The organism is Neorhizobium alkalisoli (genome assembly GCF_007829835.1).
GTDB lineage: Bacteria > Pseudomonadota > Alphaproteobacteria > Rhizobiales > Rhizobiaceae > Neorhizobium.
Window position 1 is genome coordinate 98,961 of sequence record NZ_VIWP01000015.1, and the last position, 26,297, is coordinate 125,257.

Annotated in this window: 34 protein-coding genes and 1 tRNA gene; 12 read left to right on the plus strand and 23 right to left on the minus strand. The window is 56.6% G+C overall.

Translation table 11 applies throughout. From position 1 onward, the window contains the following. Nucleotides 1-30 precede the first annotated feature (30 nt). From FHW37_RS30565 to pcsA, 4 genes are all read right to left on the minus strand, one after another. Entirely contained in the window at nucleotides 31-945 is a 915-nt protein-coding gene (locus FHW37_RS30565; RefSeq protein ID WP_145643339.1) for an ABC transporter permease, read from the minus strand. Next, nucleotides 945-2,033 carry an ABC transporter permease gene (locus FHW37_RS30570; RefSeq protein ID WP_145643340.1) on the minus strand — a complete coding sequence of 363 codons (1,089 nt, stop codon included), beginning with the start codon at nucleotides 2,031-2,033 and terminating at the stop codon, nucleotides 945-947. Before FHW37_RS30570 ends, FHW37_RS30565 begins: the two co-directional genes overlap by 1 nt. Further along, the gene (locus FHW37_RS30575) at nucleotides 2,023-3,618 is read right to left on the minus strand and encodes an ABC transporter ATP-binding protein (RefSeq protein ID WP_186458480.1); all 1,596 of its coding nucleotides are present in this window, start codon (nucleotides 3,616-3,618) and stop codon (nucleotides 2,023-2,025) included. The genes FHW37_RS30570 and FHW37_RS30575 overlap by 11 nt, the downstream gene beginning before the upstream one ends. 161 nt (nucleotides 3,619-3,779) lie before the next feature. After that, the gene (gene pcsA / locus FHW37_RS30580; protein ID WP_186458481.1) at nucleotides 3,780-4,511 is read right to left on the minus strand and encodes a phosphatidylcholine synthase; all 732 of its coding nucleotides are present in this window, start codon (nucleotides 4,509-4,511) and stop codon (nucleotides 3,780-3,782) included. Nucleotides 4,512-4,731: 220 nt separating this feature from the next. On the opposite strand from pcsA, the gene FHW37_RS30585 reads away from it, so the two are divergent. Next, nucleotides 4,732-5,949 (plus strand): UbiH/UbiF family hydroxylase, encoded by a 1,218-nt coding sequence (locus FHW37_RS30585; RefSeq protein ID WP_145643341.1) that lies wholly within the window; start codon nucleotides 4,732-4,734, stop codon nucleotides 5,947-5,949. A gap of 48 nt (nucleotides 5,950-5,997) precedes the next feature. On the opposite strand, the gene FHW37_RS30590 is transcribed toward FHW37_RS30585, so the two are convergent. Both FHW37_RS30590 and FHW37_RS30595 read right to left on the minus strand, forming a co-directional pair. After that, complete coding sequence (locus tag FHW37_RS30590) at nucleotides 5,998-6,309, minus strand: hypothetical protein (RefSeq protein ID WP_145643342.1); 312 nt, start codon at nucleotides 6,307-6,309, stop codon at nucleotides 5,998-6,000. Nucleotides 6,310-6,341: 32 nt separating this feature from the next. Next, the gene (locus tag FHW37_RS30595; RefSeq protein WP_186458482.1) at nucleotides 6,342-7,094 is read right to left on the minus strand and encodes a cytochrome c biogenesis CcdA family protein; all 753 of its coding nucleotides are present in this window, start codon (nucleotides 7,092-7,094) and stop codon (nucleotides 6,342-6,344) included. 240 nt (nucleotides 7,095-7,334) lie between these two features. Here FHW37_RS30595 and FHW37_RS30600 point away from each other — a divergent pair. Both FHW37_RS30600 and FHW37_RS30605 read left to right on the plus strand, forming a co-directional pair. Beyond that, a tRNA-Lys gene (locus FHW37_RS30600) sits at nucleotides 7,335-7,410 on the plus strand. A 310-nt stretch (nucleotides 7,411-7,720) separates the two neighbouring features. Then, the gene (locus FHW37_RS30605) at nucleotides 7,721-8,890 is read left to right on the plus strand and encodes a hypothetical protein (RefSeq protein WP_145643343.1); all 1,170 of its coding nucleotides are present in this window, start codon (nucleotides 7,721-7,723) and stop codon (nucleotides 8,888-8,890) included. Nucleotides 8,891-8,971: 81 nt separating this feature from the next. Here the strand turns inward: FHW37_RS30605 and FHW37_RS30610 are convergent, their stop codons facing one another. Beyond that, complete coding sequence (locus tag FHW37_RS30610) at nucleotides 8,972-9,304, minus strand: hypothetical protein (protein ID WP_145643344.1); 333 nt, start codon at nucleotides 9,302-9,304, stop codon at nucleotides 8,972-8,974. 213 nt (nucleotides 9,305-9,517) lie between these two features. Here FHW37_RS30610 and FHW37_RS34330 point away from each other — a divergent pair, with 213 nt between their 5' ends. Then, nucleotides 9,518-10,210 carry a hypothetical protein gene (locus tag FHW37_RS34330; RefSeq protein ID WP_246691010.1) on the plus strand — a complete coding sequence of 231 codons (693 nt, stop codon included), beginning with the start codon at nucleotides 9,518-9,520 and terminating at the stop codon, nucleotides 10,208-10,210. A 40-nt stretch (nucleotides 10,211-10,250) separates the two neighbouring features. Here the strand turns inward: FHW37_RS34330 and FHW37_RS30620 are convergent, their stop codons facing one another. From FHW37_RS30620 to FHW37_RS30635, 4 genes are all read right to left on the minus strand, one after another. Beyond that, complete coding sequence (locus FHW37_RS30620; RefSeq protein ID WP_145643345.1) at nucleotides 10,251-10,499, minus strand: hypothetical protein; 249 nt, start codon at nucleotides 10,497-10,499, stop codon at nucleotides 10,251-10,253. Nucleotides 10,500-10,606: 107 nt separating this feature from the next. After that, complete coding sequence (locus FHW37_RS30625; RefSeq protein WP_145643346.1) at nucleotides 10,607-11,074, minus strand: PRC-barrel domain-containing protein; 468 nt, start codon at nucleotides 11,072-11,074, stop codon at nucleotides 10,607-10,609. Between the two features lie 134 nt (nucleotides 11,075-11,208). Beyond that, nucleotides 11,209-11,412, minus strand: coding sequence for a CsbD family protein (locus FHW37_RS30630; RefSeq protein ID WP_145643347.1), 204 nt, complete (start codon nucleotides 11,410-11,412; stop codon nucleotides 11,209-11,211). 65 nt (nucleotides 11,413-11,477) lie between these two features. Further along, entirely contained in the window at nucleotides 11,478-11,636 is a 159-nt protein-coding gene (locus FHW37_RS30635) for an entericidin (RefSeq protein ID WP_145643348.1), read from the minus strand. A gap of 214 nt (nucleotides 11,637-11,850) precedes the next feature. On the opposite strand from FHW37_RS30635, the gene FHW37_RS30640 reads away from it, so the two are divergent. From FHW37_RS30640 to FHW37_RS30665, 5 genes are all read left to right on the plus strand, one after another. Next, nucleotides 11,851-12,096 carry a hypothetical protein gene (locus FHW37_RS30640; RefSeq protein WP_145643372.1) on the plus strand — a complete coding sequence of 82 codons (246 nt, stop codon included), beginning with the start codon at nucleotides 11,851-11,853 and terminating at the stop codon, nucleotides 12,094-12,096. 18 nt (nucleotides 12,097-12,114) lie between these two features. Next, nucleotides 12,115-12,504, plus strand: coding sequence for a hypothetical protein (locus tag FHW37_RS30645; protein WP_145643349.1), 390 nt, complete (start codon nucleotides 12,115-12,117; stop codon nucleotides 12,502-12,504). Nucleotides 12,505-12,513: 9 nt separating this feature from the next. Continuing rightward, nucleotides 12,514-13,254, plus strand: coding sequence for an ImuA family protein (locus FHW37_RS34335; RefSeq protein ID WP_145643350.1), 741 nt, complete (start codon nucleotides 12,514-12,516; stop codon nucleotides 13,252-13,254). Then, the gene (locus FHW37_RS30655; RefSeq protein ID WP_145643351.1) at nucleotides 13,251-13,490 is read left to right on the plus strand and encodes a hypothetical protein; all 240 of its coding nucleotides are present in this window, start codon (nucleotides 13,251-13,253) and stop codon (nucleotides 13,488-13,490) included. The genes FHW37_RS34335 and FHW37_RS30655 overlap by 4 nt, the downstream gene beginning before the upstream one ends. A gap of 429 nt (nucleotides 13,491-13,919) precedes the next feature. Next, nucleotides 13,920-14,267 (plus strand): hypothetical protein, encoded by a 348-nt coding sequence (locus tag FHW37_RS30665; RefSeq protein ID WP_145643353.1) that lies wholly within the window; start codon nucleotides 13,920-13,922, stop codon nucleotides 14,265-14,267. A gap of 137 nt (nucleotides 14,268-14,404) precedes the next feature. Here the strand turns inward: FHW37_RS30665 and FHW37_RS30670 are convergent, their stop codons facing one another. Next, complete coding sequence (locus FHW37_RS30670; protein ID WP_145643354.1) at nucleotides 14,405-14,809, minus strand: hypothetical protein; 405 nt, start codon at nucleotides 14,807-14,809, stop codon at nucleotides 14,405-14,407. Between the two features lie 41 nt (nucleotides 14,810-14,850). Beyond that, nucleotides 14,851-15,141 (minus strand): hypothetical protein, encoded by a 291-nt coding sequence (locus tag FHW37_RS30675; protein WP_145643355.1) that lies wholly within the window; start codon nucleotides 15,139-15,141, stop codon nucleotides 14,851-14,853. 22 nt (nucleotides 15,142-15,163) lie between these two features. Between FHW37_RS30675 and FHW37_RS30680 the strand changes: the two genes are divergently transcribed. Then, entirely contained in the window at nucleotides 15,164-15,688 is a 525-nt protein-coding gene (locus FHW37_RS30680) for a hypothetical protein (RefSeq protein WP_145643356.1), read from the plus strand. A gap of 422 nt (nucleotides 15,689-16,110) precedes the next feature. After that, nucleotides 16,111-16,311: a hypothetical protein gene (locus tag FHW37_RS30685; RefSeq protein WP_145643357.1), complete on the plus strand. Its 201-nt coding sequence runs from the start codon at nucleotides 16,111-16,113 to the stop codon at nucleotides 16,309-16,311. 504 nt (nucleotides 16,312-16,815) lie between these two features. Here the strand turns inward: FHW37_RS30685 and FHW37_RS30690 are convergent. Together FHW37_RS30690 and FHW37_RS30695 are read right to left on the minus strand one after the other, a co-directional pair. Next, a complete protein-coding gene (locus tag FHW37_RS30690; protein WP_145643358.1) occupies nucleotides 16,816-18,294 on the minus strand; it encodes a hypothetical protein in 1,479 nt (492 codons plus the stop codon). Nucleotides 18,295-18,324: 30 nt separating this feature from the next. Next, a complete protein-coding gene (locus tag FHW37_RS30695) occupies nucleotides 18,325-18,573 on the minus strand; it encodes a hypothetical protein (RefSeq protein WP_145643359.1) in 249 nt (82 codons plus the stop codon). A gap of 197 nt (nucleotides 18,574-18,770) precedes the next feature. On the opposite strand from FHW37_RS30695, the gene FHW37_RS30700 reads away from it, so the two are divergent. Next, nucleotides 18,771-19,553, plus strand: coding sequence for an ABC transporter permease (locus FHW37_RS30700; protein WP_246691011.1), 783 nt, complete (start codon nucleotides 18,771-18,773; stop codon nucleotides 19,551-19,553). 443 nt (nucleotides 19,554-19,996) lie between these two features. On the opposite strand, the gene FHW37_RS33815 is transcribed toward FHW37_RS30700, so the two are convergent. The 8 genes from FHW37_RS33815 to FHW37_RS33820 form a co-directional block, all read right to left on the minus strand. After that, the gene (locus FHW37_RS33815) at nucleotides 19,997-20,380 is read right to left on the minus strand and encodes a hypothetical protein (protein WP_186458483.1); all 384 of its coding nucleotides are present in this window, start codon (nucleotides 20,378-20,380) and stop codon (nucleotides 19,997-19,999) included. Between the two features lie 2 nt (nucleotides 20,381-20,382). Beyond that, nucleotides 20,383-21,249, minus strand: a complete 867-nt coding sequence (locus tag FHW37_RS30705) for an SDH family Clp fold serine proteinase (protein ID WP_186458484.1) — start codon at nucleotides 21,247-21,249, stop codon at nucleotides 20,383-20,385. Between the two features lie 578 nt (nucleotides 21,250-21,827). Further along, complete coding sequence (locus FHW37_RS30710; protein WP_145643361.1) at nucleotides 21,828-22,169, minus strand: hypothetical protein; 342 nt, start codon at nucleotides 22,167-22,169, stop codon at nucleotides 21,828-21,830. Between the two features lie 222 nt (nucleotides 22,170-22,391). After that, a complete protein-coding gene (locus FHW37_RS30720) occupies nucleotides 22,392-22,763 on the minus strand; it encodes a hypothetical protein (RefSeq protein WP_145643363.1) in 372 nt (123 codons plus the stop codon). Then, entirely contained in the window at nucleotides 22,760-23,347 is a 588-nt protein-coding gene (locus FHW37_RS30725; protein ID WP_145643364.1) for a lysozyme, read from the minus strand. The genes FHW37_RS30720 and FHW37_RS30725 overlap by 4 nt, the downstream gene beginning before the upstream one ends. Beyond that, nucleotides 23,319-23,567 (minus strand): hypothetical protein, encoded by a 249-nt coding sequence (locus FHW37_RS30730; RefSeq protein WP_145643365.1) that lies wholly within the window; start codon nucleotides 23,565-23,567, stop codon nucleotides 23,319-23,321. The genes FHW37_RS30725 and FHW37_RS30730 overlap by 29 nt, the downstream gene beginning before the upstream one ends. Nucleotides 23,568-23,606: 39 nt before the next feature. Further along, entirely contained in the window at nucleotides 23,607-24,425 is an 819-nt protein-coding gene (locus tag FHW37_RS30735) for a hypothetical protein (RefSeq protein WP_145643366.1), read from the minus strand. 11 nt (nucleotides 24,426-24,436) lie between these two features. Beyond that, the coding region (locus FHW37_RS33820; RefSeq protein ID WP_186458485.1) for a hypothetical protein at nucleotides 24,437-26,297 on the minus strand (1,861 nt) is incomplete at its 5' end.

A 26,297-nucleotide genomic window follows, 5' to 3' on the forward strand; every position in this document is an offset into this window, starting at 1 on the left:
GGCTTGAAGACATTTCGTTTTTTACCGCGGTCACCGGTCGGGGACAAAAGGTTTCCCGAGCGAAGCCGGCGTATTGATGAGCGTCGTGCGACGATTATGCGAGATGATGATCAGCACGACAATAGTAGCCGCATAAGGAAGTGCGGACAGGAATTGCGACGGTACACCGATACCAAAGGCCTGGGCATGCAGCTGGCCGATCGTGACGGCGCCGAACAGGTAGCCGCCGGCGAGAACCCGCCATGGTCGCCACGATGCAAAGACCACCAGCGCCAGCGCGATCCAGCCGCGGCCGGCCGACATGTTCTCCACCCATTGCGGCGTGTAGACGAGCGACAGCTGTGCGCCGGCCAGCCCCGCGCAGGCGCCGCCGAACATCACCGCCAGATAACGGGTGCGGATGACATTGATGCCGAGCGCATGAGCCGAGCCATGATTGTCACCGATCGCCCGGATCTTCAGGCCCGTCCGGCTTTTGAACAGGAACCAGTTGATGCCGATGATGAGCGCGATCGACAGATAGAAGATCAGATCCTGGGAAAACAGGACGCGGCCGAAAAATGGGATTTCCGACAGATAGGGAAAGACGATCTGCGGCAGCTTGATACCGGGCTTGCCGACAAAGGCTTCGCCGAGCTGGCCGGAAAGACCGAGGCCGAGAATGGTGAGCGCGAGGCCGGTCGCGACCTGGTTGGTGACGAGCGTCAGCGTCAGGAAGCCGAAAAGCAGCGAGAACAGCGCGCCGCCGGCAATACCCGCAACGATACCGATATAGGGCGATCCCGTAAGCTGGGCCGCTGCGAAGGCGCAGACCGCGCCCATGATCATCATGCCCTCGACGCCGAGATTGAGCACGCCTGCACGTTCGGTGACGAGTTCGCCGAGTGCTGCGACGACAAGCGGAGTTGCGGCGGTGATGACGGTGAGAAGGATTGCTTCAAACATCAGCTCTTTCCTTCCGTCGTCGGCCGGCCCGAAAAGATCAGGCGGATGCGGTAATGGATCAGGGTATCGCAGGAGAGAACGAAGAAAAGCAGCAGGCCCTGGAAGACACGGCTCACCTTGTCGGAAATGCCGATCGAAAGCTGCGCCGCCTCGCCACCAAGATAGGTCAGCGCCAGAACGAGGCCCGAGGCGATGATGCCGAGCGGATTGAGGCGACCGAGGAAGGCAACGATGATCGCGGTAAAACCGTAACCGGGCGAAATGGACGGCTGCAAATGGCCGATCGAGCCCGAAACTTCCGATATGCCGGCGAGGCCCGCGAGAGCGCCGGACAGAAGCATGGCAAACCAGATCATCCGGCGGCCGGAAAAGCCGGCAAAGCGCCCTGCCCGTTCCGACTGGCCAAGCACCGAGACTTCAAAACCTTTCAGCATGAAGCGCATCATGAACCAGAGCGCCACGGCAGCCACGATCGCGAAGACAAAACCCCAATGGGCACGGCCGGAAGAAATGATTTCCGGCAGGACGGCCTCGGGCTGGAAACTCGTGGTGACGGGAAAATTATAGCCCTTCGGGTCACGCCACGGCCCGCGCACCAGCCAGTCGAGAAACAGGCCGGCGATATAGACCAGCATAAGGCTGGTGAGGATTTCGTTGGTATTGAAGCGCGCCTTGAGAAGCGCCGGGATCGCGGCATAAAGCGCGCCGCCGACCGCCCCCATGACCATCATCAGCGGCAGGATCGCCCAGGAATGCCAGTTCGGATAAAGGACCGGCAGGATGGAACCGGTGATCGCACCGATCGTAAACTGGCCTTCGGCGCCGATATTCCAGTTGTTGGAGCGATAACAGATCGAAAGACCGACACCGATCAGGATCAGCGGTGCGGCCTTCACCGCGAGCTCGTGCAGCGACCAGATGTCTGTGAGGGGCTCGACGAAATAGACGTCCATCGCCTTGATCGGATCGATGCCCATCAGGCCGAACATGATGACGCCGGCAATCAGGGTCAGGACCAGCGCCATCAGCGGCGACAGGACCGAAAACAGCTTTGAGACTTTCGGGCGGCGCTGGAGCTCAATGCGCATGGCTGACCTCCGATGCGGAAGCCGCCGTCTGTGATATCGAATGGCTTTCGTGAATGCCGCCCATCAGAAGACCGATGCGTTCCAGCGTCAGCGTGCCGGCCGGATGCGGCTCGGAAAGCCTGCCTTCGGAAATTACCGCAATATTGGTGGCGACTTCAAAGATCTCGTCGAGATCCTGGCTGATGACGATGACGGCGGAACCCGCTTTGGCTAGATCGATTAGCGCCTGGCGGATGCGGCTTGCGGCACCGGCATCGACACCCCAGGTCGGCTGGTTGACGACGAGAACCGAAGGCTGGCGATCGAGCTCGCGGCCGACGATGAATTTCTGCAGGTTACCGCCGGAGAGCGAACCGGCCAACGGATCCTCGCCGCTCTTGCGGACATCCATGACCTCGCATATCCGCTTCGTCGCAGAGGCGATCGCATCGCGGCGGATGACCGAGGCAAAACCGGCGGAAAGAAACGCCTTCCGGTCCGAACGACTGCGCGCCAGAAGAAGATTGTCCGATAGCGGCATGGCAGAGACGGCCGCATGGCCATGGCGTTCTTCCGGCACGAAACCGGCGCCAAGCAGGCGGCGTCCGTTGATCCCCGTCTTTCCAACCGCCTTGCCGCGGATGCGGATCGCACCATCTTCGGCAACCGGATATTCACCGGATAGCGCGTCAAAAAGTTCGCCCTGGCCATTTCCGGCAACCCCGGCAATCGCCAGAACCTCACCGGCGCGGACCTTGAGCGAAATATCCTTCAGCGACATGGCAAAGGGCGTGCGGGATGGCACAGACAGGTTCGAGACCTCGACCTGGACATCACCGAGTTTTGCGCCCTGATCGCGATGGACCTCGGCCACGTCGGAGCCGACCATCATGCGGGCGAGCGAGGCCGGCGTTTCCTGTTTCGGATCACAGGCGCCGGTCACCTTGCCGTGGCGCAACACGGTGGCGCGATCGCAGATACGGCGCACTTCCTCGAGCCTGTGGCTAATATAGAGGACCGAACGCCCTTCCGCCTTCAGCTTGAACAGCGTCTCGAAAAGCCGGTCGGCCTCCTGCGGTGTCAGCACCGATGTCGGCTCGTCGAGGATGATCAGCTTCGGGTTCTGCAGAAGCGCACGGACAATCTCGATGCGTTGCCTTTCGCCGACCGAAAGATCGGCGACATGCGCCTTCGGATCCAGCGGCAGGCCATAGGCCTTTGAGAGAGCGGCTGCTTCCTCCGAAATCCGCGCGAGCGAAATTTTCGGATCGAGCGACAGGGCTATATTTTCGGCGACCGTCAGCGCCTCGAACAGCGAAAAATGCTGGAACACCATGCCGACGCCGAGCGTGCGGGCTTCGCCGGGCGAACCGACGGTTACCGGCGCACCATTCCAGAGGATCTGGCCGGCACTGGGCTGCAGCACACCGAAGAGCATCTTGACCAGCGTCGACTTGCCCGCACCATTCTCGCCGAGAAGCGCATGGATCTCGCCCGGCGCGATATCGAGATCGATACCGTTGCAGGCGGCAAAATCGCCGAAAAGCTTGGTCAGGCTGCGGACCGCCAGAAGCGACACGACGGATCCGCCTTCGGATAATGTCACAGAGCCCCCTCGTTTTCCGCGCACCCATTCTTTTATGGGGGTGTCACGATCAGTCGTACAATAGGTGTGATAGCCGGCCATCCATTCCGGATATTCACTTGATATTGATACCGTTTTTGTTGCCTTGCACAATAGGCCCAGGCGGCTTCGTGAAAAAAGCGTCACGATTTCCCAAGGTCAGGGAAAAATTGCAGCAGGCCGCCGATGCAATAGAGATAGATGCCGCTCGCGACCACGCCGTAAACGACCCAGGCCGGGCTTTCGAAATGCAGCAGCAGCGAATAACCGCCCAGCGCGCACCAGATCAGGCAAACCGCAAGATTGAGCGGCCGCAGCCGTTTCACCCGCACCGGATGCAGGAAATTGATCGGCAGGAAAGTCAGGACAACGGAGACCGAGACGACGATCATCGCCGTCGTGGCACTCGCATCGATCACGAAGAGGGTGAAGACGACCATGTTCCAGACGACGGGAAAACCGGAGAAGAAATATTCGTCCGTCTTCATTCCGGTATCGGCATAATAGATTGCGCTCGACACGACGATGGCGCCGGCCGCCACGAATGACCAGGGCTCGCCGATCATGCCGCTCTGATAAAGCGCAAAAGCCGGCAGAAGAACATAGGTGACATAGTCGATGATGTTGTCGAGCGTATCACCCGACCAGTTCGGCAAAACTTCCTTGACGCGCACTTTTCGCGCAATCGGACCATCGATGCCGTCGACCAGGAGCGCCAGCCCGAGCCACCAGAACATGTCGATGAAACGATGCTCGGCTGCGGCGACGACACCGAGAAAGGCCAGGAAGGAACCAGAGGCCGTCAGCAGATGAACGGAAAAGGCCCGGATTTCGGCATAAGGCACTTTACGATAATTAAAAACTCGCCTGATCACGCGTTAATCCCGCCCCTCATTCTGCCCGCGAGATATGCGGCCAATCCAGCCGCTTTGCAACCGCATTGCGTAGAAGCTGCTGATTTAGAGGTCTAAAAACCGCGGTAAAATAGTATGCGCCATATCAATGCCTGAATTGCCATGCGGCGGCATGACAGTGGAATTCTGGGCGCACAGGGTCTAGATAGATCGCAAAAGCATCGAGCATGAGGAGATGGCCATGCAGGAGTTCGAAATCGCTGTCGTCGGCGCCGGCCTTGCCGGATCGATCGCGGCGCTGGCGCTTGGCCGGGCCGGACGCAAGGTCGCTCTCATTGCACCGCCTGCGAGCGGCGACGATGACCGCACGACCGCGCTGATGGACCATTCGATCCGTTTTCTGGACCGTCTCGGCCTGTGGGAAAAACTTTCGCCGACCGCCTCACCGCTTGCGACCATGCAGATCATTGATGGAACCGAGCGGCTTCTGCGCGCGCCTACCACCCAGTTCCGCGCCTCAGATGTCGGACTTTCGGCCTTTGGCTACAATATGCTGAACCGCGACCTTCTCACTGTCCTCGACAAGGCTGTAGCGGACGAACCGAATGTCACGCGCTTTTCGGCAACGGTGGAAAGCTATGATTTTTCACAGGAGCGCGCTGGCATCACGCTCGCTGATGGTCAGGCACTGACAGTCGATCTGGTCGTCGGGGCAGACGGCCGCAAATCTCCGGCGCGGGAGGCGGCGGGCATCAGCGCCCGGCGCTGGTCCTATCCGCAGTCGGCGCTCGTCCTCAATTTCAGCCACACCGTCCCGCATGGGAGTGTCTCGACTGAATTCCATACAGAGACCGGCCCGTTCACCCAGGTGCCGCTGCGCGGCATGCGCTCCAGCCTTGTCTGGGTCGTGCGACCCGAGGAGGCGCAACGTCTTTTCGAACTGGACCGGACAGAGCTTTCGCGCCTCGTCGAGGAGCGGATGCAATCCATGCTCGGCAAGGTGACGGTGGATGCCGATCCGCAGGTCTGGCCGTTGTCCAGCCTGATGGCCGACCGTTTTGGCAAAGGACGGCTGGCACTGGTTGGCGAAGCGGCGCACGCTTTCCCGCCGATCGGCGCACAGGGCCTGAACCTTTCCCTGCGCGACATCATCACGCTGAGCGACCTTCTTGCGACCGCGACAGGCCGACCGATTGCGGCCGATATCGGCGAACATTTCAACCGCCGCCGCCGCCCCGACATCATGAGCCGCACATTCGGCGTCGATCTGCTCAACCGTTCTCTCCTGTCGGACTTTTTGCCGATGCAGATGCTGCGCGCCGGCGGCCTGCATGTGCTCAAAAACGCCTCGCCGATCAGAAACCTGCTGATGCGGGAAGGAATCGAGCCCGGGCGCGGACTGCGCGCGCTTGCGGAAACCCTGAGGCCGAGGCCATTCAGGAAAGAAGTGCGGCGTTAAGCGGCAAGCCATGAAACGGGCGTCGAAGGCGGCAGCGACTGCCACCCTCTAACCGTCAGAGCGCTTGAACTCGCTGGAAAACTTGACGTTGTAGGCATGAAAATCGCCTTCAGGCGTGATCACCAACTCGGTGATGTTGTCGCGCTGGAAGGCATCCTCGGCCGTCTCATCTTCTATCCTCAAACTGACGGTCAGCGCACCATCCACTGTATCGACCAGCTTGTAATCATAGACGACTGTTTCTCCGAAACAGATGACCTCACCGCCTTGAATGATCAACCTGGAAGCGGGCTCTTCCACGTCCGCCCACTCACCCTGCATTTCGGCAGGAAGTGGCGCTTTGCGGTCGAAACGTTCCATAATTGACCTCCAAATATAGAAGCAACACGTCTTCAGCCGATCTGCGACAGGATCGGAAACGTCTGTTGGAACCAGATCGCCATCGAGCTGACGAAGCCGAAGATGAAGGCGAGGCCGGTGAGAATCAGGAAGACGCCCATCAGTTTCTCGATCAGCCCCAGATGTCTGCGGAAACGGCCAAGAAAACGCATGAAGGCGCCGGAAAATCCGGCCGCGATCCAGAAGGGCACGGCAAGCCCGAGCGAATAGATGGCGAGCAGCATGGCGCCCTCACCCACCGTATCACGCGACGCGGCGACGCCGAGGATGGCGCCGAGAACCGGGCCAATGCAGGGCGTCCAGCCGAAGGCGAAAGCAAGCCCCATGACATAGGCGCCGGAAAGCGTCGCCGGCTTGCCGCCACCCTGGAACCGCGCCTCGCGGGCAAGCAGCCCGATCCGGAACACGCCGAGAAAATTCAACCCCATGACGATAATGATCAACCCGCCGATCTTGGAAAGAAGATCGAGATGCTGACGCAGAAGAACGCCGATCGTCGAGGCGCCGGCACCGAGCGCAACGAACACCGTGGAAAAGCCGAGCGTGAAGAACAGTGCCGAGAGAATCACCGCACGCCGCGTTTCCGAATCCTGACGCACCGTCGCGGTGCCACCGCGAAACTGCTCGACTGAAACCCCCGCCATATAACAGAGATAAGGCGGAACGAGCGGAAGCACACAAGGGGAGAGAAAGGATAGCGCTCCGGCGAGAAGCGCGCTCAACAGGGATATTTCGGCGATGGACACGTCTATACGGCTCCGACGGGCGGGTCCGAACCACCCGCCACTTATCCTCTCACCTAATGATCCCAAGGTATTTATGCCAGTCACCTTTTGGGCACTTGGCGACAAGTCGGCAGGCTGGATGACAAACAGGCAGGGAAAACCGCATTTTGCTGTAAAATTTGCTGTTTTTTCGGGTTGACCGCGCGGGGTCACCTGCCTATGTTCCGCGCACTTTCGAGGAAGCGCAGATGCGCCTCGCGGGAGAGCGTAGCTCAGCTGGTAGAGCAACTGACTTTTAATCAGTAGGTCATGGGTTCGAGCCCCATCGCTCTCACCAAAATTTACCAGCAAAATCAACGATGTAATACGCGTAAATTGTGGCAAGCAATGCCTGAGCTTACGGCATTTTCTGGCGCATGACGGGCTTTTACGGCACATGATTGGCGCATGCGACTAGGCGGAACGCTACATTTCAGCCCCTCAAGTCGTAGCGTTCGCCACATTCCCTTCCCGCTTTCAGTTTCGCGCTTTCTTTGAAAAAGCGGTAGATTCGCTCTTGCTCCATGCTTAGCTGGATCGTGCGCGCTGGCGTTGACCAGCTCACTATCTTAAGATCGGGTGAACACCCGCCACGGTCACGGAATCTTATGAGAGCGGAAAAGCTAAGGAATCTTCTCGACCTTCTCTTGAAGCGCTTAACGGCTGTAGAGGCACGGTTCCCGAAAGGAGGACTGGATGACGCTCCGCTGACGGCTGCCAAAATATTCGAGCTCAAGACCGCGTTGAGAAGGCATTTGAGCAAGCCGGATGCCCTCAGGATCTCGGCGGTCAATGACATCGAGCACCAAATAGATCGATTACGATCTGCTGCATCCAGCGATCTAGAGAACATTCATCCGTCGTCTACGCTCGCCGTGCTGCTGCGGGATCTTACAGACGAGCAGGCAAGCCTTAATAATTTGACGGCTGGGATGCGAATTGGGCTCAACCAACTTGAGCCGGAAGATGTCCTCGAAACGCTGCCAGGCCAAAAGTCAGCCGCATTCAAGTTCGTTTTCGAGGACGGCGTGTTTAAGGTTGTTGATGACGCTCTTCGTCCTCATGACAGCGAAGCGCGCATTGCGGAGGCAGCATTGGAGGCTGCAATTGATCAGGCACACTTTGTCGATGGCGATCTCGCCGCCAGCAATACGTCCCCCAGACTACGAGAGGCCTTCACGCGTCTTCTTCAAGCGATGGTCGACCGCAAGGGCGTAGTATTGATTGGGATGAGGGCTTCGACGTGCAGCAGGATGATTGCTGCGGCGTCGGATGAGCTTTCAGCGTCGCAAGCTGGTCTACTCGTCGCCCATATCCATGGCGTATTCAATGCGCTGGCTCAGTTCGAGGAATGGCGGGTATTTTCTGAGCAAGCAGCTGCGGCTAATGTGGATGGGGCTTCGGTAAAGACCCTTGCCCAGAACGCCCGCGATCTTGGAGAAGAGCTCCGAAAATCTGAGGTTGTCAGTCGAGAAGTAAGTGACGCTCTCTCCACGGTGTCAAATTGGGCAACAGAAACTGAAGAGCCTGATCTCAGAGATGCCCTATCGCTAGCGCGCACGCTGGAAAATTGTTGGTCCGCGATATGCCGTGAAGCACTACTCGTCAGGCAGGAGACGGCATCGATGGCCCGTAAAGCAATCGCTGCGGCAATCGTGGCCACCTTCTTGGGAACAGCAGCGATGAGCATTCCGATTCTTGTTAAGTTGCCTGGTGGAGAATGGATCGAGTTTGCTGTGTCATTCTTTCGAGCCAACATGCCGACGTCGCCGAAATAAAAATCGAATTTTTAAGAGCAGCCCAGCCTTTCGACCGGGCGGCCCTCTCTGCCGGCGGCGAGCACCGGCGCCAGCGAAGAATCAGGCGGCTGTTGCGATGTCTTCCTGCGGGATGATGCCAAGCACGCGCAGTATCGTCTCAGCGCGCGTTGAGGGTGGAGGTACGTCCGACCAGTCGCGATGGTCGCGCGGGAAGTGGAAATCGCCGCCTATCGTGCCCATAGGGGAGTATAGCCCGATAGTCGAATCGTAACCCATTTCCCGATTGAGGAATTTAAGTTCGTTCCAGAGCCATTCGGCATATGCGTTCGTCGGGCAAAATCTGTGCTTGATCTCCTCCGCGCTCATCGGCGGATCGGCAGCGAAGATTTCGGCCTGGGCGAAGTCAGGAATGATATTCGAAGTGATGGTCATGGGTTTGGTGCTCACTGGAAAGGGCTTATCACGGCCCGCACCCGTAGCGGACGGGCAGCCGGGGGGTGATAACTCGCCAGTGAGACGAGCAAGACGTTTTTAAGGACTAGCCTCTGGACATAGCGCCTTCCCCCGGCCATAATGATGGCCAAGTTAGGGCGCCCGCCAAGGCGCACCTCCTACGCACCAAGTCCGCCAAGACTTAGGTCGTCTATGTTGCGGGTCAGCGCGCCAACGCTTACTCGCTCATCACTGGTCCGGGTTATCACGCCCGCGGACAAATTACCCATTAAGCATCATCAGCGCAAGCGCATCCCCTCCGGGGGAGAGCTTAAGGACACCCTAATTTTCGTCAGCGACATTTCAGTACTCATTATGACCGATCCCCTCGACAAACTCCCGGTGTTCGCTACCGACCGCGAAATTGCCGTCGCCATCGTCGGCAAGGAACGTGCGTCGATGTGGGTAAAGACCGTCATCCCTCAACTCGAGCGAAAGGGTTTTCCTCGCATCGACCCACTGCACGCCGGTAGACCCGTGCCGCTGGTGAAGAAATTCTATGACGGGTATTTCGGCATAACAGCGGGCTTCGCCGCGACCGCACCCGACGGGGAAGAGGATTGGAGCGAATGGAAGAAATCACGGCGCCGCGACAGTAAGAAGCCACAGCTCGAACTGGACGGCCGCTGCCAGAACGCGCTGATATTCATGGCTTCACATCCCGATGTCAGTTCGCATTTAGCGATACCAAATGCCAGTGTTCACACAATGCGAGTTCTGGTCGAGAAGGGTGCGTTAAAGCCTGGAAAAAAAGACGAGCAAGGTGACGAGACGTGGATGGTTACCGACGTTGGCAGGGATGAGGCGGAGCGGCTCGAGATATATTATGGGCGAAAAAATACCTAACTGACTGACGGCTTCAGCCGAATTTCCCGATAGCGCTTGATCAAAGCACTTGCGGCGCAGACATCGACTGAGGGCGCTGTCCCGCTACGACAGCATGTTGCGCCATCAGGTAAGCTGTAACATCGCCGCCGCAGGCATCTTCGAGCAGCTCAATACGATAGCCTTCCGAAACAGCTCGAGCACGAAGGATTCCAGCAAGCATGGCGAACTCTGTGACGTCATCGGGGATGACATCAAGGAAGCGGTGCTCATAAATCCGGTCTTCAAGCCAGTCGTCAATTATCATCATCCGGCAAACCTCGGTTCATCTACTGGAAAGGCCGGCACGATTTCTCGCACCGACCTCGTGTTAGGACTGCCAGCCCCATTACATCCGTGGTAGCCGGCGAACCCAAATCACTTCTTGAACTTGTCGTAGTCCAGCTTCGGAGCCTTCGAGAGGTCGTCCTTGTTCGTGTCGACGTAAGCCTTCCAGGTGCCGTTATCGTTGTTGAGCGCAACGGAGGCCGGATCCAGAACGACATAGCTGGTGCCCATACCAAGGAAGCCACCGACGCTAGCCACGATACCGATGACCGACTTGCCGTTGCCGATCACGACATCGGAAATTTCGCCGATTTCTTCGTTCGCCTTGTTGTAGATATCGACACCGACCAGCTTGGACGTAACGATGTCAGTACCCTTGATCTCGACGTACTTGAGCGGCATGGTCGCAGCCGTACCCATGGTAATGCCAGGGCCGACAATCGTGGCATCGGAACCAGCGGCAGCCGGCGCGGATGCAGCGGGAGCGGCGGCCGTCTGAGCGTAGGCAACGCCCGAGAGGCTTGCGATTGCGATGGCAGTGGCGAAAATCTTCTTCATGGGTATTTCCTCGTATGTCATTGTTGCCGCGAACATTTCGTGGCGGTGATGAACGGCAAGACCCAGGGAATTGTTCCGAATCCAGGTTGAATTAATAGCAACAAAAAACCCCGCCTAAGCGGGGTCCATTGTTTTTACCAAGTCTGGCGACCGTACCAGTCGTCGACATCCTTTTTGGTCTGATCCTTTGCGTGGCCGTAGCGCTCCTGGATCTTTCCTTCAAGCTGGTCACGCTTCCCAGCGATGACATCAAGGTCGTCGTCAGTGAGTTTGCCCCACTGTTCCTTGACCTTGCCCTTCATCTGCTTCCAGTTACCTTCGACGCGATTCCAGTCCATGATACTTCCTCCCTTTTTTATACGAGTGAGAATTCAACGGATGGGAGGCCGGCCGGTTCCGTGCCTTAGTATTTGGCCGCGTTGTTGACCTTCTTTCCGGCACTCTGGGTAGCATCCACGGTATTCGCCGTGTCCTGTCCCATGCCACGGATCGTATTGCCACACGACGCGAGCGCGCTGGTGGTAAGGACAAGTGCGACGACTGTAACGAAAGTTTTCTTCATGCCCATAGCTCCGTTTGATTGACACTATCGACGTAGGGCGGATCTCTCATAAGGCCATACCACGACCATCTTCGCCACGAAGGCCGCCGCTACAGCTACTTCCGGCATGGTCTTGGCCTTGGCGTAACCGCCTCCGCGCGAACGTTTTGATCCCCTTGCTTGACTCAGGGCGCCACCAATGAGAACGTAAAGAGAACATCGAATGGAGCGCATCATGGCGACTGCAGAGAAGTTCATCGTTCTTCAGTTCAAAAAGAACCGCGGCCACATCGTGCCCGGCGAGATGAGGCAAGCCTCGAATGCTGCCGCCGCCGAAAAGCTGGCAGCTGCGATGGCAGGCCGCGTCGTCGGCGTGTCAGCCTACGCTGTGATGGTTGATGAGGAATCGGGCGACATGACCGCGCCACGCTTGCTTTCGCAGCACGGCGAGACCGTGAGCCTCGCAGACATCGCGGCCTGACATTAGGGAGGCAGCGTCGTGTCGGAGGATCTTTCGGTATCGACTTTCCATATCGGGGACATCGTCCCCTTGGGTGGTCAGCCGGATGAGCGCTTGCTGGCCGAACTTTCAGACAGGCTTGATTTCTACGAATTCGAGTTTTTCGAGTCCTTGGTTTTTCCGCCAGACGACCACGAGATTCCGACGTCCTCTTGGGTGGAAATCGCATACTGCCGGCAGCTCGGCGGCGCTCAGGTTCTCTGGCGAAGTGGAATATCCGGTTTGGAGACGACGCCTTTTTTCTCTTATGGCTGGATCGACCTCGATGACCTCAGCGACCTCGATGAGGCCTTGTTTAGGCGGGCACTTCTCATGGGCGCGCCTTTAACTGGGCACGGCCACAGCAACACCGCCTACTTCCAAAATTAGTGGAGATCCATGGTGCCGGTTACGGTCAGCCAGCAACTTGTTGCCGACCTGCAGGATCGGATTGACCAGATCGGTGGCCTCTCCACGCGTCATCGATCGTATCTGCCCTTCGGTATGAGCGAGATGGACGATAGAATTCCTGGCGGAGGGCTTGCGTTTGGTGCGACCCACGAGGTTGCCGGCGGTGGATCTGGCGCAGTTGATGGGGCAGCCGCAGCGCTCTTCGCCGCAGGGATAGCTGCACGCGCGTCCGGGCCAGTCATCTGGTGCATCACTCGCACGGATCTATTTGCCCCAGCACTTCAGCAAGTCGGCCTTGACCTCAACCGCGTCATATTCGTCGAGTGCGGTGATGAGACAAGCATCCTGGAAAGCATGGAGGAGGCGCTGCGGTACCGTGGTGTTGGGGTGGCGATCGCTGAGCTAGTCCGCCTGCCTATGGTTGCAAGTAGGCGGTTTCAGCTGGCTGCCGAACAGGGCGGAGCAATGGGGCTTATTATCAGGCGATGGCGGAGGCAGACCGAGGCCACGGATTTAGGACACCCCACAGCGTCTGTGACACGGTGGAGAGTAAGTTCCCTCCCCTCTGAGCCGCTCCCCGTGGAGGGTGTTGGCCGGCCTCGGTGGCTGGTTGAGCTTCTCCGATCACGCGCCGGCGAGAGCTTCGATGTGGAAGTCGGCGCATGTGATGAACGCGGGCAGCTGTCGTCTGTACGAACTGCATATGAACAACGGAGAATGGTCCGGTGAGCCTGCCTACTCTCAAAGATTTTCGTGGTGAGCAGATCGATATGTCCTGCCGACGCTGCGACCGGCATGGGATCTACGACCGAAAGGCGCTGGTCAAGAAGTTTGGGGCGGCAATCGCATTCGTCGAGCTGCGGCGCATCCTGGCAATTGGCTGCGACCGTCGAGGCACCGACGGGTGCGAGGCTTGTTTCCCTTGCCTTCTAACGGCAAACATTTTGATTGAGGTGAAGCAGTGAGTGATGAAGGCCGGTCCGCTAGAGACGCTAATCATCGGCTCATAAACCATTGGTGCGAAGTCGAAGGATGCGGGCAATGGGGCGGGTTCGGTTTCGCGAAGGGCCGGGAAATCCCCCGCTGGTGGTGCTGGGGTCACTATCCGCACAAGCCTAACACTGCACGCAGGGAGGCGGCTGAAATTGCCGAGATGATTGCAAAATGAAAAAAGCGCCCTCTCCATAACAGGGAGAGCGCATTTGTGGTCCGCCATCTACCGGCTTAGGTGATTTGCCGGGATGCGGATATGGCCAGATCTGGCTTAGGAGGCGCTCAATGTTTCGAGGCGCGGAATGAGCGAGGCGACGCGCTGTACGGTATCGCACATAGGTAGCAGCGTCAGAGTTAAAAATGCGATTGATGATCTGGATTGGCTTCTCTAATTTCTGCTGATGAGCAAAGATCCCGACAGAGACTACAATATCGCCATCGCCATGCTGGATGGTGTTTCGACTGGGGATCTAGCCGAACAATACAATCTTCGGCCCGAGAGAATCCGCGCTATCGCCCGCGAGAACGCCCAAATAATCAGGCTGCAAGATGGTCGGCCGGTGCCTAATGGCTTGCCGGTTCGGACCGCTGTCGCCATCGAAAATGCTATAGGTATTTGGCCCACGGTCGAGGACGCCCGAGAAATCGATGAGCGGCGGATAGACATTCTTAGGTCGCACTCAGGACGGCGGGTTATCATGCAGGAGATTGATAAGTGGCTGGCTGTTGTGCTCGCGGGCACGCGATGATGGGTGATCTGTAGCACGGGAAGCGTGACCGATAGGTCGTGTCCTATCCGCCGCAACACGGCCTAAGATGAACGCTAGCGCCGAATATCCGCCGCGATCCAGCCACTGCTCCACTACACTACTTGATATGAATAGAGTTACTTTGTTTCTAGGCGAAGCGCTATAGAAACCGCTTCTACTAGCTTGTTGAGCAGCCCGGTTACAAGCGTGCTACTGTATCCGGCTAGGAATGGAAGCATGAAGAAAAGATACTGTTGGGCCGTAGCATAATTGGCGTCGTCGGAATCGAATGTGAAAGTCTGAATCAACGCGACCCGCGAAAAAACAATCGCAAAAAGCAGCCCGAAAATCGCGCCGAGCAGTATCCTAGAATATGAGCCGTAGACATCGGTCGGTGACAACTTTTCATCAATTATGATCCGGCCAACCCCAAATAGCTGATAAGAAACAGCACCGAGCGCTCCGAGGCTCGATCCATAGAGGAAGATCGCAAACGAGAAAGACGACTCGCACAGTGATCCACACTTTCCGACGCTCGTCATAAGGCTTCCAACCCACAAACTGATCGCTGTTCCGGCGACTATCAGGCTGAAAAAAACAGTCCACACCACCAAAGATGCTGACGGGCACTGTCCTCTTGCATGCGGCTTGCAACGGGAGCGTTCAGGACTGTTACCGGTTTCGTGAGTTGCGTCAGTTTCATCAAGAGAAGCAAAATAGCAGAAATATTTTCTTGGCTCGCCTCAACACTTTGAATCTCTAGGATCATTTCTTCGGGTATCTCAATGCCAGAGCGTACCGCATAGTCTTGTAGAATGCAAAGTTCAGAGTATAGTGACTGTATCCGGTTAGCATTGGAGGCGATACGCAACATTCACAATCTCCGCGAGGTAATAATGCTAAAAATTACGACGATCATAGCAACAATTGCATGCTCAGACTGCGCTTATGGCTGTGACGTTACATTGATTGACGCAAAACGTTTCGAAAACAGCACTATCCGTGAGATCAATTTAGCTCTGCAACGGGAATCTGTAAATATTAGCATCCTTCCAATCGAGCAAAACATATCCCCAGCACGGGCAGCCGGCTTAGTCCCTCCCAGCACGCAAGTTGTTGTGGTGCATTTCTCAACTTTTGCAACGAAGACGTTGCCAGATAATAACGGAGATTTCGGAACATTCATCAAAGAGGCACAAAAGATAACCGAGGCACACGCCAAATATGTGGTTTACAGCAGGGCATTCTCTCGAGGCGACAGTTGCGATAGCTCGCCAGTGCGTGACACGGTTCTGAGAGAAGCCAATATTGATGAACCTGCAGCAGCGAATATCTGTTTTATACATAGCGCACCGCCTCGGTTCGTATCAAAAGAGCAGAAGGAGTCCCTGAAGAAATTGATACTCCAACGCTGTTATTAAATGTGCGAATATTAATTTGCAGGATTAGCTGCAAACTTTGCAGCCTGTAAAACTATCACGAATTTTATTTCATCATATCGAATATTGCGAAATATCGTCGACGGAATCCGAATTATTAACCTTCGTGCCCAATGCTGCTTGTGTCAGACAGCTGGGGAGGCCGTGTGGCATATGGGGCTCGCCTGTTCGCTCCGGAGCGAGCCCTTTTTCCATTTATATCTCTGGCTGCGCAGGTCCGCCGCCCACCAGCCATGGACAGAAGAGGCCTCGGCAACGGGGCCTCTTTTGATGGAGAGGCGGTGGGTTGACACCAGCCGCCCCATTAACAAATATTTTGTTTGGCGCGGGGGTGGAGCAAACCCCTAACTTTTCGCCCACTGGGACTTCAGCTCCGCGCCGCCATTATTTGGAGCCGGCGTCTCATGCTGCAAGAACACCTTCACCACCTGCCGCCCTTAACATCCGACGATCTGGCTATGCTCCAGGAAGTCTTCGACCAGGTGTGCAAGATGAAGTCGCTCGAAAAAATGTCGCAGGAAGCCGAAGATATGGCGGCCACGATCCTTCATTATTTTCAGCATGGCGTGCAAAAACCCAGTCAGTTGCTAAGGCTTCTGGTGTGACGATGGGGGCGGCAATCATAGCCCAATGGGCTTCTCTTGCCATCGTCCATACAGCTTGAGAGGCGGCAGCTCACCCGGCAACCTCGACATTCGTCAACACCTTGTCCATATGACTGTCATGCCTACGGCGTCGAAAACTCCGCTAGGCTTAAAATCATGGAGAGGCTGACAATGCACAAAGTCGTTGCCGTGGCTGCTGTGGGCGTCCTCTTCGGTATTTTGGCGGGATGTGAGTCTTCTACGCCCGACGCAGTTCGTCGCTGCAACTCTCCCACCGCGACACTAGACGACCCCAAAATGTGGGACTGCTATACGTTTGACCGAGCAGCCAATGACCGCATGCTCGCTAGAAAGAAAGCGGAGGTTGACGCGCGGATAAAGGCTGGCAATGGCGACAAAACATTGTCTGTGGCCAATGTAGTTGCGCAACAACCTACTCCCACATCTTGTAAAATCTCTGGAATGCAGAACGGATTTGTTAGCACTTCTTGCCGTCCGTAGCTTTCACGCGCCGACGGACCTTCCATGGAAACGCCGCTCGAGTGCAAGGATGAAATCATCCTCATTGAGTCTGAGAATCTGGTCGAGAACGGCGTCCGCCTTGACCAATCCGCTATCGAACAGAATCTTCATAAACCGCCAGCAATCGAGAGGGTCGTGAACGATATAGCTTTCAGCATGCTCAAATGCGTGCCGCCATGTGGCATAGCCTTCGAAGTGACTATTCGCACCTAGGAAGAAATCTGAGCCGAAACAGGTGATCGATCCAGATGGCGTCAACGCAAGATCCTGGAGGATATGCCGCATCGCATAACCGCGCGCCATAAAGACAGATGGTGTGAAATAATAGGTCCGGGTTCGCCGTCCTCTCGTCTGCCAGCCGATCCGGATTCGCTCTAAAGGCGTCCTGAGCATGGTGAAGTCGACACGCTCATTCCTCATAGTTCCGACGACCGCCTGAGGCTGCCTTTGTAAGAAGATGCTGTTGTAGTAAGCCGCATCGGTACGTGTCCCGATCATCGAACCCGCCGCTCGAAATGCGTCGTTAGCAATGAAGTTCGTTCGCACAACCCGGTCGTGGGTGTCGATGAACTCACCATTGCCTAGAGAATTGCGTGCCGGCCCAACAACCGCGACGGACTTTCCGTCAAGCCACCGAGCAAATCGCCGGTCTGATGGAGACAACATGGCGGCATGAAGGCTCCGAGCACGGTCGAGTTCGCCAAGAGAAAGCCATCCATCGCGTTTTAGTCGGTGATCCGAAATCGCGTTGATCATCTCTTCGATCCTATTCCGGTCGTCGAGGAAAATGGCTGCGGCGATCTGCATAGCTTTGTCCGGCTGGGGGTAGCCGTCTGCTAGGTAGGATCGGGCTGCAGCCTGCTTGGTGGCGATCGCTGCCCGAACGAGCCCTCGCCTATAAAGCAGATCATGCATTGTCATCCACCAGGCCATGGGAGCTGACTCTGGAGCAATATCGGCAACTAGCTGTTGAGCGGCTGAGGACGATAAAGTGTCAGCCACAACCATCTTTTCGAGTTGCTCAGCAGGCGACACAGGCTGCCTACTTATGGCTGGATGCTTACCTCGCAGTTCAGATATCCATTTTGTCTGATTGTGACGCGCCAAACGTTCTAGAGTGAAGCCAATCAAGGCTATCGCTCTCCCGGCCGAAAGGGATCCGCTCGTCACTTCGTGTCCAAGCAGTCGCATAGTCGACCGATATTCCCTTTGTGCAGCCTTTGTTTTTTCCGCTTTCGTAAGGCGATGAGCAAATTGCAGCCGCACTTTAATCAGCCGCTGCAATACAACAGCGCGCGTCGTGCGGTCTTTCAAGCGAGGCAGCATGTCCTCGAAAGTTTTGATTGCTCCCCTTAGATTGCCGGCCTTCACCTGCGCCGCCGCCGTGTTGATCCCGTTCTGCTGTTTTCTAGCGCCGAGCCAATCCCACACCGCTTGCCAGTTGCTACCGAGCTTTATCAAATTATTGCCTGCTTCATCAAATCTAACGCCTCACCCCGTCGCAGTTTGGCGAGTTGCGTTGCGGCTAATATTCGAGATACAATCGCCGATGTAGGCAGGAGCATCCCATTGTTTGGTTTTCATATCGATCCAACTTTTTACATGTTGCTGCTTGTTGCTTGGCTCGTCGCTTCGGCGTTCAACTGGTACATGATCGAGAGGGTCATCAATAAGGTGGGGGCTAAGAGGCCCTATTTTGAAAGGGTTGGCATCGGGTTTCCCTTTGTTCAGACTGGGCATCCCGCTTGTCCTCAAGAGCTCAAAGACGTTTACAAAGTTTGCATGCGGTGGATCTACATCCCCTTCGGGCTTTTGGTCGCGCTGGCAATAGCGTCGGGCTAGATGACATCCGGCAAGACGTCCATCTGGCCATGATGCTGACATAAAATCAACCTAGCGGCCGAGCTATAGGCCAACTCCGTAGTGGGATATCATAGATGGAATTCTTCTTTATCGGGTTGAGCCGCCAGATCCGCGTCGTGATCGCGTTGACCCTCCGTGAAGTCAGGCTTCGCAACAGTAAGTATGCTTTCAATCAGCTTTTCGATCTGCTTGAAGCCCTGTTTTTCATCGTTGGCCACTGGATCATCTTCACGTTCCTGCACCGCAAACTTTTGATCGGCGATAGTCTCCTCGTATTCATCGCTACAGGCATCCTGCCAGTTCTGTTCTTCCGCACCATAAGCATACGAGCGGCCGGCGGTATCGAAGCTTCAAAGGCAGTGACGAACATCCCTACTGTTGAAGCTCTAGATTATGCATTGGCACGGGCCACGGTGGAAGTTATCTCGTATATCTTGCTATTCTCGGGCTTTTTTGCTGGCATCTATGCCGTTGGTCTTTCGAGATATGCAATCCCGGTGAACCCGCTTGCCGTCGTGGAAGCGATAACCTTCCTCACTATATTTTCTTTCGGTATCGGGATCGCAAACTCGTTCATCATTCACGTTTTCCCCCTCTACAAGATGGTTTGGTCAGCGTTTGCGCGGATTCAGATTTTCACAAGTGCGGTGTTTTTTATTCCCGAATACATGCCACCCATCGTGAAAGAAATTATCGTATGGAACCCGATGATGCACTTCGTCGCGCTGTTTAGGATCGGATTCTATTCAACGTACCCAACACACCTATTCTCGATGTCTTACATGGTCATGTGCAGCATTTGCCTTCTACTGGTAGGATTGATGCTTGAAAGAGTGCTGCGCAACCATCGTGTTTGAGCCGACTTCGGTCGGCGCGATCCATTATCGGGCCGGCCTTCGATGATGGGGCGGTGGGTATGGCGCCGCCTTACGACTCCCGCAATAATCCCCGGATGGATATCGAACTCTCTGCCCTTGAAGAACGCGCCGAAGCCGAAGAGCACATGGCCGAAGCCCTGCGCATCCTCAATGCCACAATCCGCCGCGTGCATCGATCCGGCCTATCGTTGGCGCCGAGATCCTGACCATGTATTCGCGGGAAAGCTCCCTCCCGCAAATCAATCTTGGAACCCTTGATCGCCAGCATGGGGCGATCTGAGGCGATGATGGAGCGGTGGGTGGTGGGTGGTGCTGCGCTATAAGGATCGGCCCACTACCCAATGATGGGGCGACGCTGGCTTTGAGGTCTGATTCGTGATTCGGAGCGCCTCGCCGAACCAGTTTTGATAGGTGACGTATTTCTAATTTCCGCAGGCGCAGAATCGATCCAACAGTCCTCGCCGAATCACATAAACAGCGACAGTGAACGGAGGGAATGGCAAAACAATCGCATACATAAAAGCTGCGTCGGCGAGTTGGGTAACCAATTCCACGGAATTATGATTTCGGTTCCCGCAATACTCAAGCTCTACGCACAGCTTCTGGCGCGCGGCTCCAGCATTCGCAGTGAGCGCGGCACTAACCGCCTGCAAAGTACGATCTAAGAGACTCCTGCCGCTGTCGTTAGGCGAATTTCCGTCCTGACCCAAGTATTTGACGGGGTCGTTTGACCTATAACCACCCAGCATAGCGCTTTCCAAATCAGAAAGCGGCATCACTAAGTATTTACTAATTTCCTCAGACATAATCACTCCCACAAAACTGATAACGAAACCTTCTTGCTCTCGAAGACCTTACGGATATTTCTGAGCTTAGTGTCATGCATTAGCATGCAATACAGTAGCCATATACGCTGCCACAGGTCATCATCAGACGAAAGCCTCACTATTTTTAGTCCAATCTCCTCGGCTTGCGTTGCATCGATGACAGAGCCATGAGAGGGAAACTTATGTCGTCCGCATAAATTCTTTATTGCTTCATCGATGTCGCCAGCACTGTCCTTGAGCATGCCCTGCTTCAAAGCGTATCTGCCTACCGATTCTGTCTGACGTAACGCATGTACCGCATGAAACTTGTTGATGTTGAATGCGCTTTCCGGATCGTCGCCCTCGCCACCAGGAATTGACTTGCCAATAATCGCTGTTACAGGAATTTTTCCGTCTAACAATGGCTCTATAGGGCCGAGCTCAGACGGCGGCCCCATCACGATGGCTTCTGACGCAAGGCAAATTAGAGTACCATTGCTCTTTGCCCGATTAGGAACGATTGCCCTAAACGGATGCTTTGCGGCCAACAATACAGAGATCATAGCTTCGGCGGCGTCCGTCTCGCCTCCTTGCGTCTCGACAATCAAATCAAACGGTGCATGATCGATGTCAGAAACTAACTCGTGCAGTCGATCCACATCGCTTGTTGTGATCCCTGACTGCATCGACCTTTGCGCGTAGTATACGCCGAGAGGTCTACCTGTTAAGCTCTCTATATCGCGTATCATAAGTTGGCGGAGAAAACGGTCTTTATTCTCCGCCCAAAAAATAGGCGACTGCTTGGGGACAGCATTACCTCGAGGAAATGTCTCGATAGAAATCTGTTCTGACTTTTCTGTATCGCTCAACTTTTTCCCCCGGTGAGCTTCCATGGCCGTGGGATGTTTCGCGAACGTCTTCTTCTTTGATGAAGCTCGTGTTCAATATCCGACCCTCTGTCTTCGGGCCGTAGAGCTGCGCAGCACGTGCGGCCTCACGTTCGAACACTGATGAATACTTGCCATCGGACATTGGAATCCCTTTCTATTCTTGGTCTATTCGGGAGACGAGATTGCGTCAAGAGCACCATACACGTTTTCCGTTAAGGACAGCATAACGCTTTAGTACGCATTTCGTTCATCTTTCGAGCCTCAAATGGATAGAAAGAATGGCTCTTTTTAGATCAGGCCGCAAATTATTTCCACCTAGTAAATTCCCGGTCAGCCTACCCTGTCGATGTCAGAACCTATCCAAGCCGTCTGTCTGTGATTATCGGCTTATGTCGCGAGGCTGTCAGCTAGAGATCGTCATGTGCAACGTCCGCCAGAGCCAATTACGCATTGGTACTTGCTCTTGCTTTGATCCATTCACTTACATCCAAAGATCACCTGGCCTATCCGCAGCTCTGCGGTAGTGGTCCTGGCCTCGCGCGTCCTCAATGCTGCCATCAGCCGCTCCGAATAGTCCGGCGAGGCTGGCTTTCGACAATGCGATCGACGCGGACAGTCATGTGGTCTACGGCCTGCTTCACCCCGCTGATCGCCTCCATGATCTGTTCAGTCGTTTCGCGCATGCCGGCCTTGGTGATGTAGGTTTCGGCGACGTGCAACCGGTGAGCAGCAAGCTCTTCACGAGCAAGGCTGGCGAGTGCGGTTGCGGCTCCGGCAGCATCGGCACCATCCTTGCGAGCGGCTCCGATCTTGCTGTCGACGTACTTCCAGAGGCCAAAAATGAAGCCGAACAGCATGACGAAGAAGCCGCCGACGGCCATGATTTCGGCGCCAGTCATTTGGCCGCTCCCGTCAAACCAGCGTCTCGTTCGCGATAAAAGTCCCGCAGAGCCGCCCTCCCTGCCCCGCATTCGATCAGAGCCTTGCGGTCATTGATCCAGAGCTTCTCGGTGCGAGCCTGGGACAGCGGCGCGTAACCAGTGTCAACCGGCCGCGGGCAATCACTGGTCAGCGCACTATCCGGCTGTGCCAGCTGCGGCCGCGGCGATGCGACGGCCAGCTTATCGGATGGAATTGACACGGCGCACGCTGGCAGCACCAAGCACAGGCTTAGCAGCATCAGGATCTTCATCGGCTTCACGCTCGAGCTCCTCGATTTTGGATTGGAGCTGCTCGTTGGCAGCCTGCATGGCGGCGATGCGCCGGACTTCGCTGGCCTTGGCGGCGTCATTCACGGTGTCCTGACGCTCGATCTCGTCGGCCTTCGCTGTTTCGGCGTCAGCCTTCATTTGCGCGATGACGGCGGCGTAGTGTGTCTTGGCCGCAGAGTAACCGGTGTCATAGACGTGGCTGTATGCCCACCACGCCAGAAGGATGGCGGCAATGCCAGCAAGCAAGTAGCCGCCGACCTTGCTGGTTAAGACCGCAATCATGGGGTAAGTCCCGACACGCAGACCTCTCCCTCGCCCACGCGGGTGGCGTCACCCATCTCGCGGCGATTGACGAGGCCCTTTAGAATTCGTCCGCCGGCCTTATTGAATGCCGTGGCGGCTTCGCAGCTTTCCCGATAACGACCCAACTTCGCGAGCTTGACCGCAGTCGAGTTACAGGTTGCGCCGACTCCAACGTTCCAAGACAGCGTCAGCATAGAACCGCGCCAGCTGAGTGGAGCCTTGTCCCAGTTGGCCACGCACTTCACGAGATGCGGCCGGTAGTCACGCTCGAGCTTGCCTGCGGTCCTGGCGTCGCAGCCCGCATGCGTTTCGACCATGCCCTTGCGGACATTGTCTGTATCACCGTCGCAGATGGTATAGACTGGCTTCGTGGGTAAAGTGTCCAGGTATGCGACGAGCGACCGTCCTTCCCACGGCTGCAGGATCTTGATCGCCAGCGCCGTGTCGTCATGCACTGCCGGTTGACCTGGGAAGATGGCAACGAGACCAGCGACGGCAGCTGCTACGATGCCGCCCACCATGGCCTGCGCCCGCTTAGACGGCAGGATCTTGTTTATCGGCATCGAGGCCTCCCTGAGAGATGATGCGGGCCATCGGTGCGGCCACGAGGATTACCACCGGGATCCACCAGGGCACTGCGCCGGCCATGTAGGGCACGGCGTTCGCGAGGATCTGTAAGAAGGCGGCGGCGTAAACGAGATGCATGGAGAAGGCGCGCGTGAGCACGCCCCATGCATTCGGCACGATGCGTTTCCGCACCGCGCCAATCAGCGTGGAGGTCATGGAGATTTCCAATGCTCGGTGTTTAGTATCGGCCGATGGTCAGATGATGCCGTAATGCGTCCGCATGCTGATCATAAGGTTCTCAAGAAGCGCCAGATCAACGGCCGTCTTGTGGAAGCTCCGAGAGAAAGCCAGCACCTTACCGATGTTGCCGACCCAGGCAGTTGCGGGGTTCCCAATTGGATAACCGATCTGCAGCTTGGTCAACTTATCTGGTGTGGGAGCAACATTGGCGTCCGCCGATGCGATCGCGGCAGTTGTCGTATTGATGTAGGCGCGGATCTGCGTCGTCGCAGCATCGTAAGATACGGCAAGTACGAAAGGCGTGTCTGCTGCCGGAACGCTGGCCAAATCAAGGCTGGCGCTGCCCCCGCCGCCGGAGCTGCGAGCAGTGAAAAGCAAACCCTTGCCGGCGTTCCCGAAGAACCGAACCACCTGCATGAACCCCGCCACAGTCGGGTTATATGCCGCAAGCAGATATCCATCCGTAGTACCCGATCGCATGGCCGCGGCAAGGTCGCAGGCAATGACAAAGGTGAAGCTCGGCGAAACAGCCAGACCACCGGGGCCGATATCAAGGCCGAGCGTGTTGCCGGGCGACTTGAGCACATTCCGCCCATTGTATTTGCCAGCCACCGTCCCGATCGTCATCGCCGACGTTGATGTGAAGGTGATGAGACGGCCATCACCCTTCGATCGGCTGATCTCGCCTTTGGCCTTGAGCTTCTCCGGATCCATGTAGTGCTCGAGGCTTGGCATCTGTGCCGCCGCCATATCGACTGCATCCTGGGTGATTGGCGGCAGGCCATTGCCGTTGAATACCGGGCCTGCGTTGACGCTGATAAGCTGTCCTACCATTGCTTTCTTCCTTACAGGGTGACGGCGATGCGCTGGTGGCACGCCCAGTTATACATTTTCTGTCCGAGACGATCGGTATCGGGTGACGAGTCGCGAAGGCAGCAGCGGGCGCCGGATGTCCGGCCAGAGATCGCACCATTGGCCGCATCGAGAGCAACCCGGATAGCCTGGTCGGTTCCCGTCGGGACTGCTGAGAGAGTGATGAGGAGTGTCGTTGCAGACGCGATCGAAACGGTGTTGATGGTCACTGTGTTGCCGTTTCCGGCGTCCGACCACTTAAAACCGTAGTTGCCAGGGTCAGTGACCGCGGTAGTGTCGAACGTGAGGGAGCCAGAGGGCACGTTATAGGTCACCAAGACCTGGTTGCCGGTTCTCACAGCGGAAAGAGCATAGAGTGGCTTGGGCGAATTACCGGCCATCAGCTGGCTGATCGCCCGACCCATCAGGGCACCCTGCAGATGCTGGGCATTCGCATCGATATGAACCGCGTCCGCGGCATACGTGTACTGATATTTCGGGCCGATCAGCACGCATTTCGTTGGGTTGGCGACATGGGCGGCGAGCTGATCAAGCGGCACGTTCGGAGCGTAGCCGTAGAACGCGAAGGACGAGAGCTGCGAATAAATCAACGGCACCTGACCGCTTGCCGGCAGACCGTTCATCTGATTGACAAGGTCAGTAATGTCGACTTGCAGTTCTTGGAGGGCAGCGAGATAGGCGCCAGCCGCTCCCCCGCCGTTCGCCTCGCCCTGATCCCAACACATCGCCGGGATCTGGAAATCCAGCCCCATCAAAGCCGCCTTAAAGCGAGCCCGCCAGCAGCCCATCACCAGATTATTCCAGGCTTCCGTGCCCTTCTTGAGGTTGGCATAGCTTTCACTGCCAATGCCGTAGAGAGCGCCAATAGCCGCGTCCGTATTCGGGCGAACCCCGGTCAGCTGATAGAGAGAGGATGACATGTGCGTTTCGCCGGCAGTGCCCGAACGAAGCTCCTGCGCATCCACGATGTCATTGAGGAAGTACCGCGGGATGGGTCGGAAGTACGGGGCATTCTGATCGTTGCCGAGCACGCGCGGGCCGATGCCATACATGAGCGCGCGACCGGGGCGCGGCGGTGTGGTCGTCAGAACCGTCGCATTGGCAGAGCCGACGGCATTGGACTGTCCAGATGAGGGCACATGTAGAAGTCGGGTCACGGTTGCGGAGATCGTGTCGGCAGAGCCTGTCGTTGGCGCTTCGACGGTCGTGCCGTCATCCTTGACCAGCCGAAGCAGTCCGCCGGCCAAACTCGCATGGGCAATATTGCCGGAGTTGGTGATTTTGGCCGTTTTGCTGGTCGCCAGCGACCAGAGATAGGCGTTTCCGTCCTTCACCCAAACCGTGTAGCGCGTGACCACGACGTCGACGTCGTCATAGTCGATAGCGGAAATGACCTTGCCCGCATAATCAGTCCTGACGGACTTATAGTCGGAATGCATAAGAGCGCCATAAGTCTGGCCAGCAACCTCTACACCACCGTCGTACCGGAAACCAATGCCCACCGTGCCAGCTTCGCCACCGATGACATGCGAAAAGGTGTCATCGAGCAACGGTGTTTCATTGGACCGGAACAAGCGTGCTTTGCCATCGAAGTCCACCGTCAGCAACGGCTTGCCGGTGGCCTGATCTATGATGGCATAAGAAACATCTTCGGACAGCAGGCCCTGCAGCGCGCGGGTTGATACGACATCGAGCGCAGCTTGCTGTGCGATCGATACCGGCTTGTTGGCGTCAGAGGTGTTGATTTCCACTGAGAGCTGACCCGGCGCAGCCCGATATTTCCATTGAGAATTGACCCATGTTTCAACCGTCCCTCGCATGTTTTCAGCGGGG

Excerpts from the sequence above, each read along its gene's own strand:
- FHW37_RS30685 (WP_145643357.1), top strand. The coding sequence starts at position 16,111 with ATGCTGCAAGAACACCTTCACCACCTGCCGCCCTTAACATCCGACGAT.
- FHW37_RS30710 (WP_145643361.1), bottom strand. The coding sequence starts at position 22,169 with ATGACTGGCGCCGAAATCATGGCCGTCGGCGGCTTCTTCGTCATGCTG.
- FHW37_RS30725 (WP_145643364.1), bottom strand. The coding sequence starts at position 23,347 with ATGCCGATAAACAAGATCCTGCCGTCTAAGCGGGCGCAGGCCATGGTG.
- FHW37_RS30590 (WP_145643342.1), bottom strand. The coding sequence starts at position 6,309 with ATGGAACGTTTCGACCGCAAAGCGCCACTTCCTGCCGAAATGCAGGGT.
- FHW37_RS30610 (WP_145643344.1), bottom strand. The coding sequence starts at position 9,304 with ATGACCATCACTTCGAATATCATTCCTGACTTCGCCCAGGCCGAAATC.
- FHW37_RS30565 (WP_145643339.1), bottom strand. The coding sequence starts at position 945 with ATGTTTGAAGCAATCCTTCTCACCGTCATCACCGCCGCAACTCCGCTT.
- FHW37_RS30735 (WP_145643366.1), bottom strand. The coding sequence starts at position 24,425 with ATGGTAGGACAGCTTATCAGCGTCAACGCAGGCCCGGTATTCAACGGC.
- FHW37_RS30585 (WP_145643341.1), top strand. The coding sequence starts at position 4,732 with ATGCAGGAGTTCGAAATCGCTGTCGTCGGCGCCGGCCTTGCCGGATCG.
- FHW37_RS30695 (WP_145643359.1), bottom strand. The coding sequence starts at position 18,573 with ATGCCCAGTCTGAACAAAGGGAAACCCGATGCCAACCCTTTCAAAATA.
- FHW37_RS30635 (WP_145643348.1), bottom strand. The coding sequence starts at position 11,636 with ATGAAGAAAACTTTCGTTACAGTCGTCGCACTTGTCCTTACCACCAGC.
- FHW37_RS30570 (WP_145643340.1), bottom strand. The coding sequence starts at position 2,033 with ATGCGCATTGAGCTCCAGCGCCGCCCGAAAGTCTCAAAGCTGTTTTCG.
- FHW37_RS30665 (WP_145643353.1), top strand. The coding sequence starts at position 13,920 with ATGAGCAAAGATCCCGACAGAGACTACAATATCGCCATCGCCATGCTG.
- FHW37_RS30620 (WP_145643345.1), bottom strand. The coding sequence starts at position 10,499 with ATGATGATAATTGACGACTGGCTTGAAGACCGGATTTATGAGCACCGC.
- FHW37_RS30605 (WP_145643343.1), top strand. The coding sequence starts at position 7,721 with ATGAGAGCGGAAAAGCTAAGGAATCTTCTCGACCTTCTCTTGAAGCGC.
- FHW37_RS33815 (WP_186458483.1), bottom strand. The coding sequence starts at position 20,380 with ATGTCTGAGGAAATTAGTAAATACTTAGTGATGCCGCTTTCTGATTTG.
- FHW37_RS34330 (WP_246691010.1), top strand. The coding sequence starts at position 9,518 with ATGTTGCGGGTCAGCGCGCCAACGCTTACTCGCTCATCACTGGTCCGG.
- FHW37_RS30680 (WP_145643356.1), top strand. The coding sequence starts at position 15,164 with ATGCTAAAAATTACGACGATCATAGCAACAATTGCATGCTCAGACTGC.
- FHW37_RS30625 (WP_145643346.1), bottom strand. The coding sequence starts at position 11,074 with ATGAAGAAGATTTTCGCCACTGCCATCGCAATCGCAAGCCTCTCGGGC.
- FHW37_RS34335 (WP_145643350.1), top strand. The coding sequence starts at position 12,514 with ATGGTGCCGGTTACGGTCAGCCAGCAACTTGTTGCCGACCTGCAGGAT.
- FHW37_RS30630 (WP_145643347.1), bottom strand. The coding sequence starts at position 11,412 with ATGGACTGGAATCGCGTCGAAGGTAACTGGAAGCAGATGAAGGGCAAG.
- FHW37_RS30670 (WP_145643354.1), bottom strand. The coding sequence starts at position 14,809 with ATGACGAGCGTCGGAAAGTGTGGATCACTGTGCGAGTCGTCTTTCTCG.
- FHW37_RS30675 (WP_145643355.1), bottom strand. The coding sequence starts at position 15,141 with ATGTTGCGTATCGCCTCCAATGCTAACCGGATACAGTCACTATACTCT.
- FHW37_RS30730 (WP_145643365.1), bottom strand. The coding sequence starts at position 23,567 with ATGACCTCCACGCTGATTGGCGCGGTGCGGAAACGCATCGTGCCGAAT.
- FHW37_RS30700 (WP_246691011.1), top strand. The coding sequence starts at position 18,771 with ATGGAATTCTTCTTTATCGGGTTGAGCCGCCAGATCCGCGTCGTGATC.
- FHW37_RS30720 (WP_145643363.1), bottom strand. The coding sequence starts at position 22,763 with ATGATTGCGGTCTTAACCAGCAAGGTCGGCGGCTACTTGCTTGCTGGC.
- FHW37_RS30640 (WP_145643372.1), top strand. The coding sequence starts at position 11,851 with ATGGCGACTGCAGAGAAGTTCATCGTTCTTCAGTTCAAAAAGAACCGC.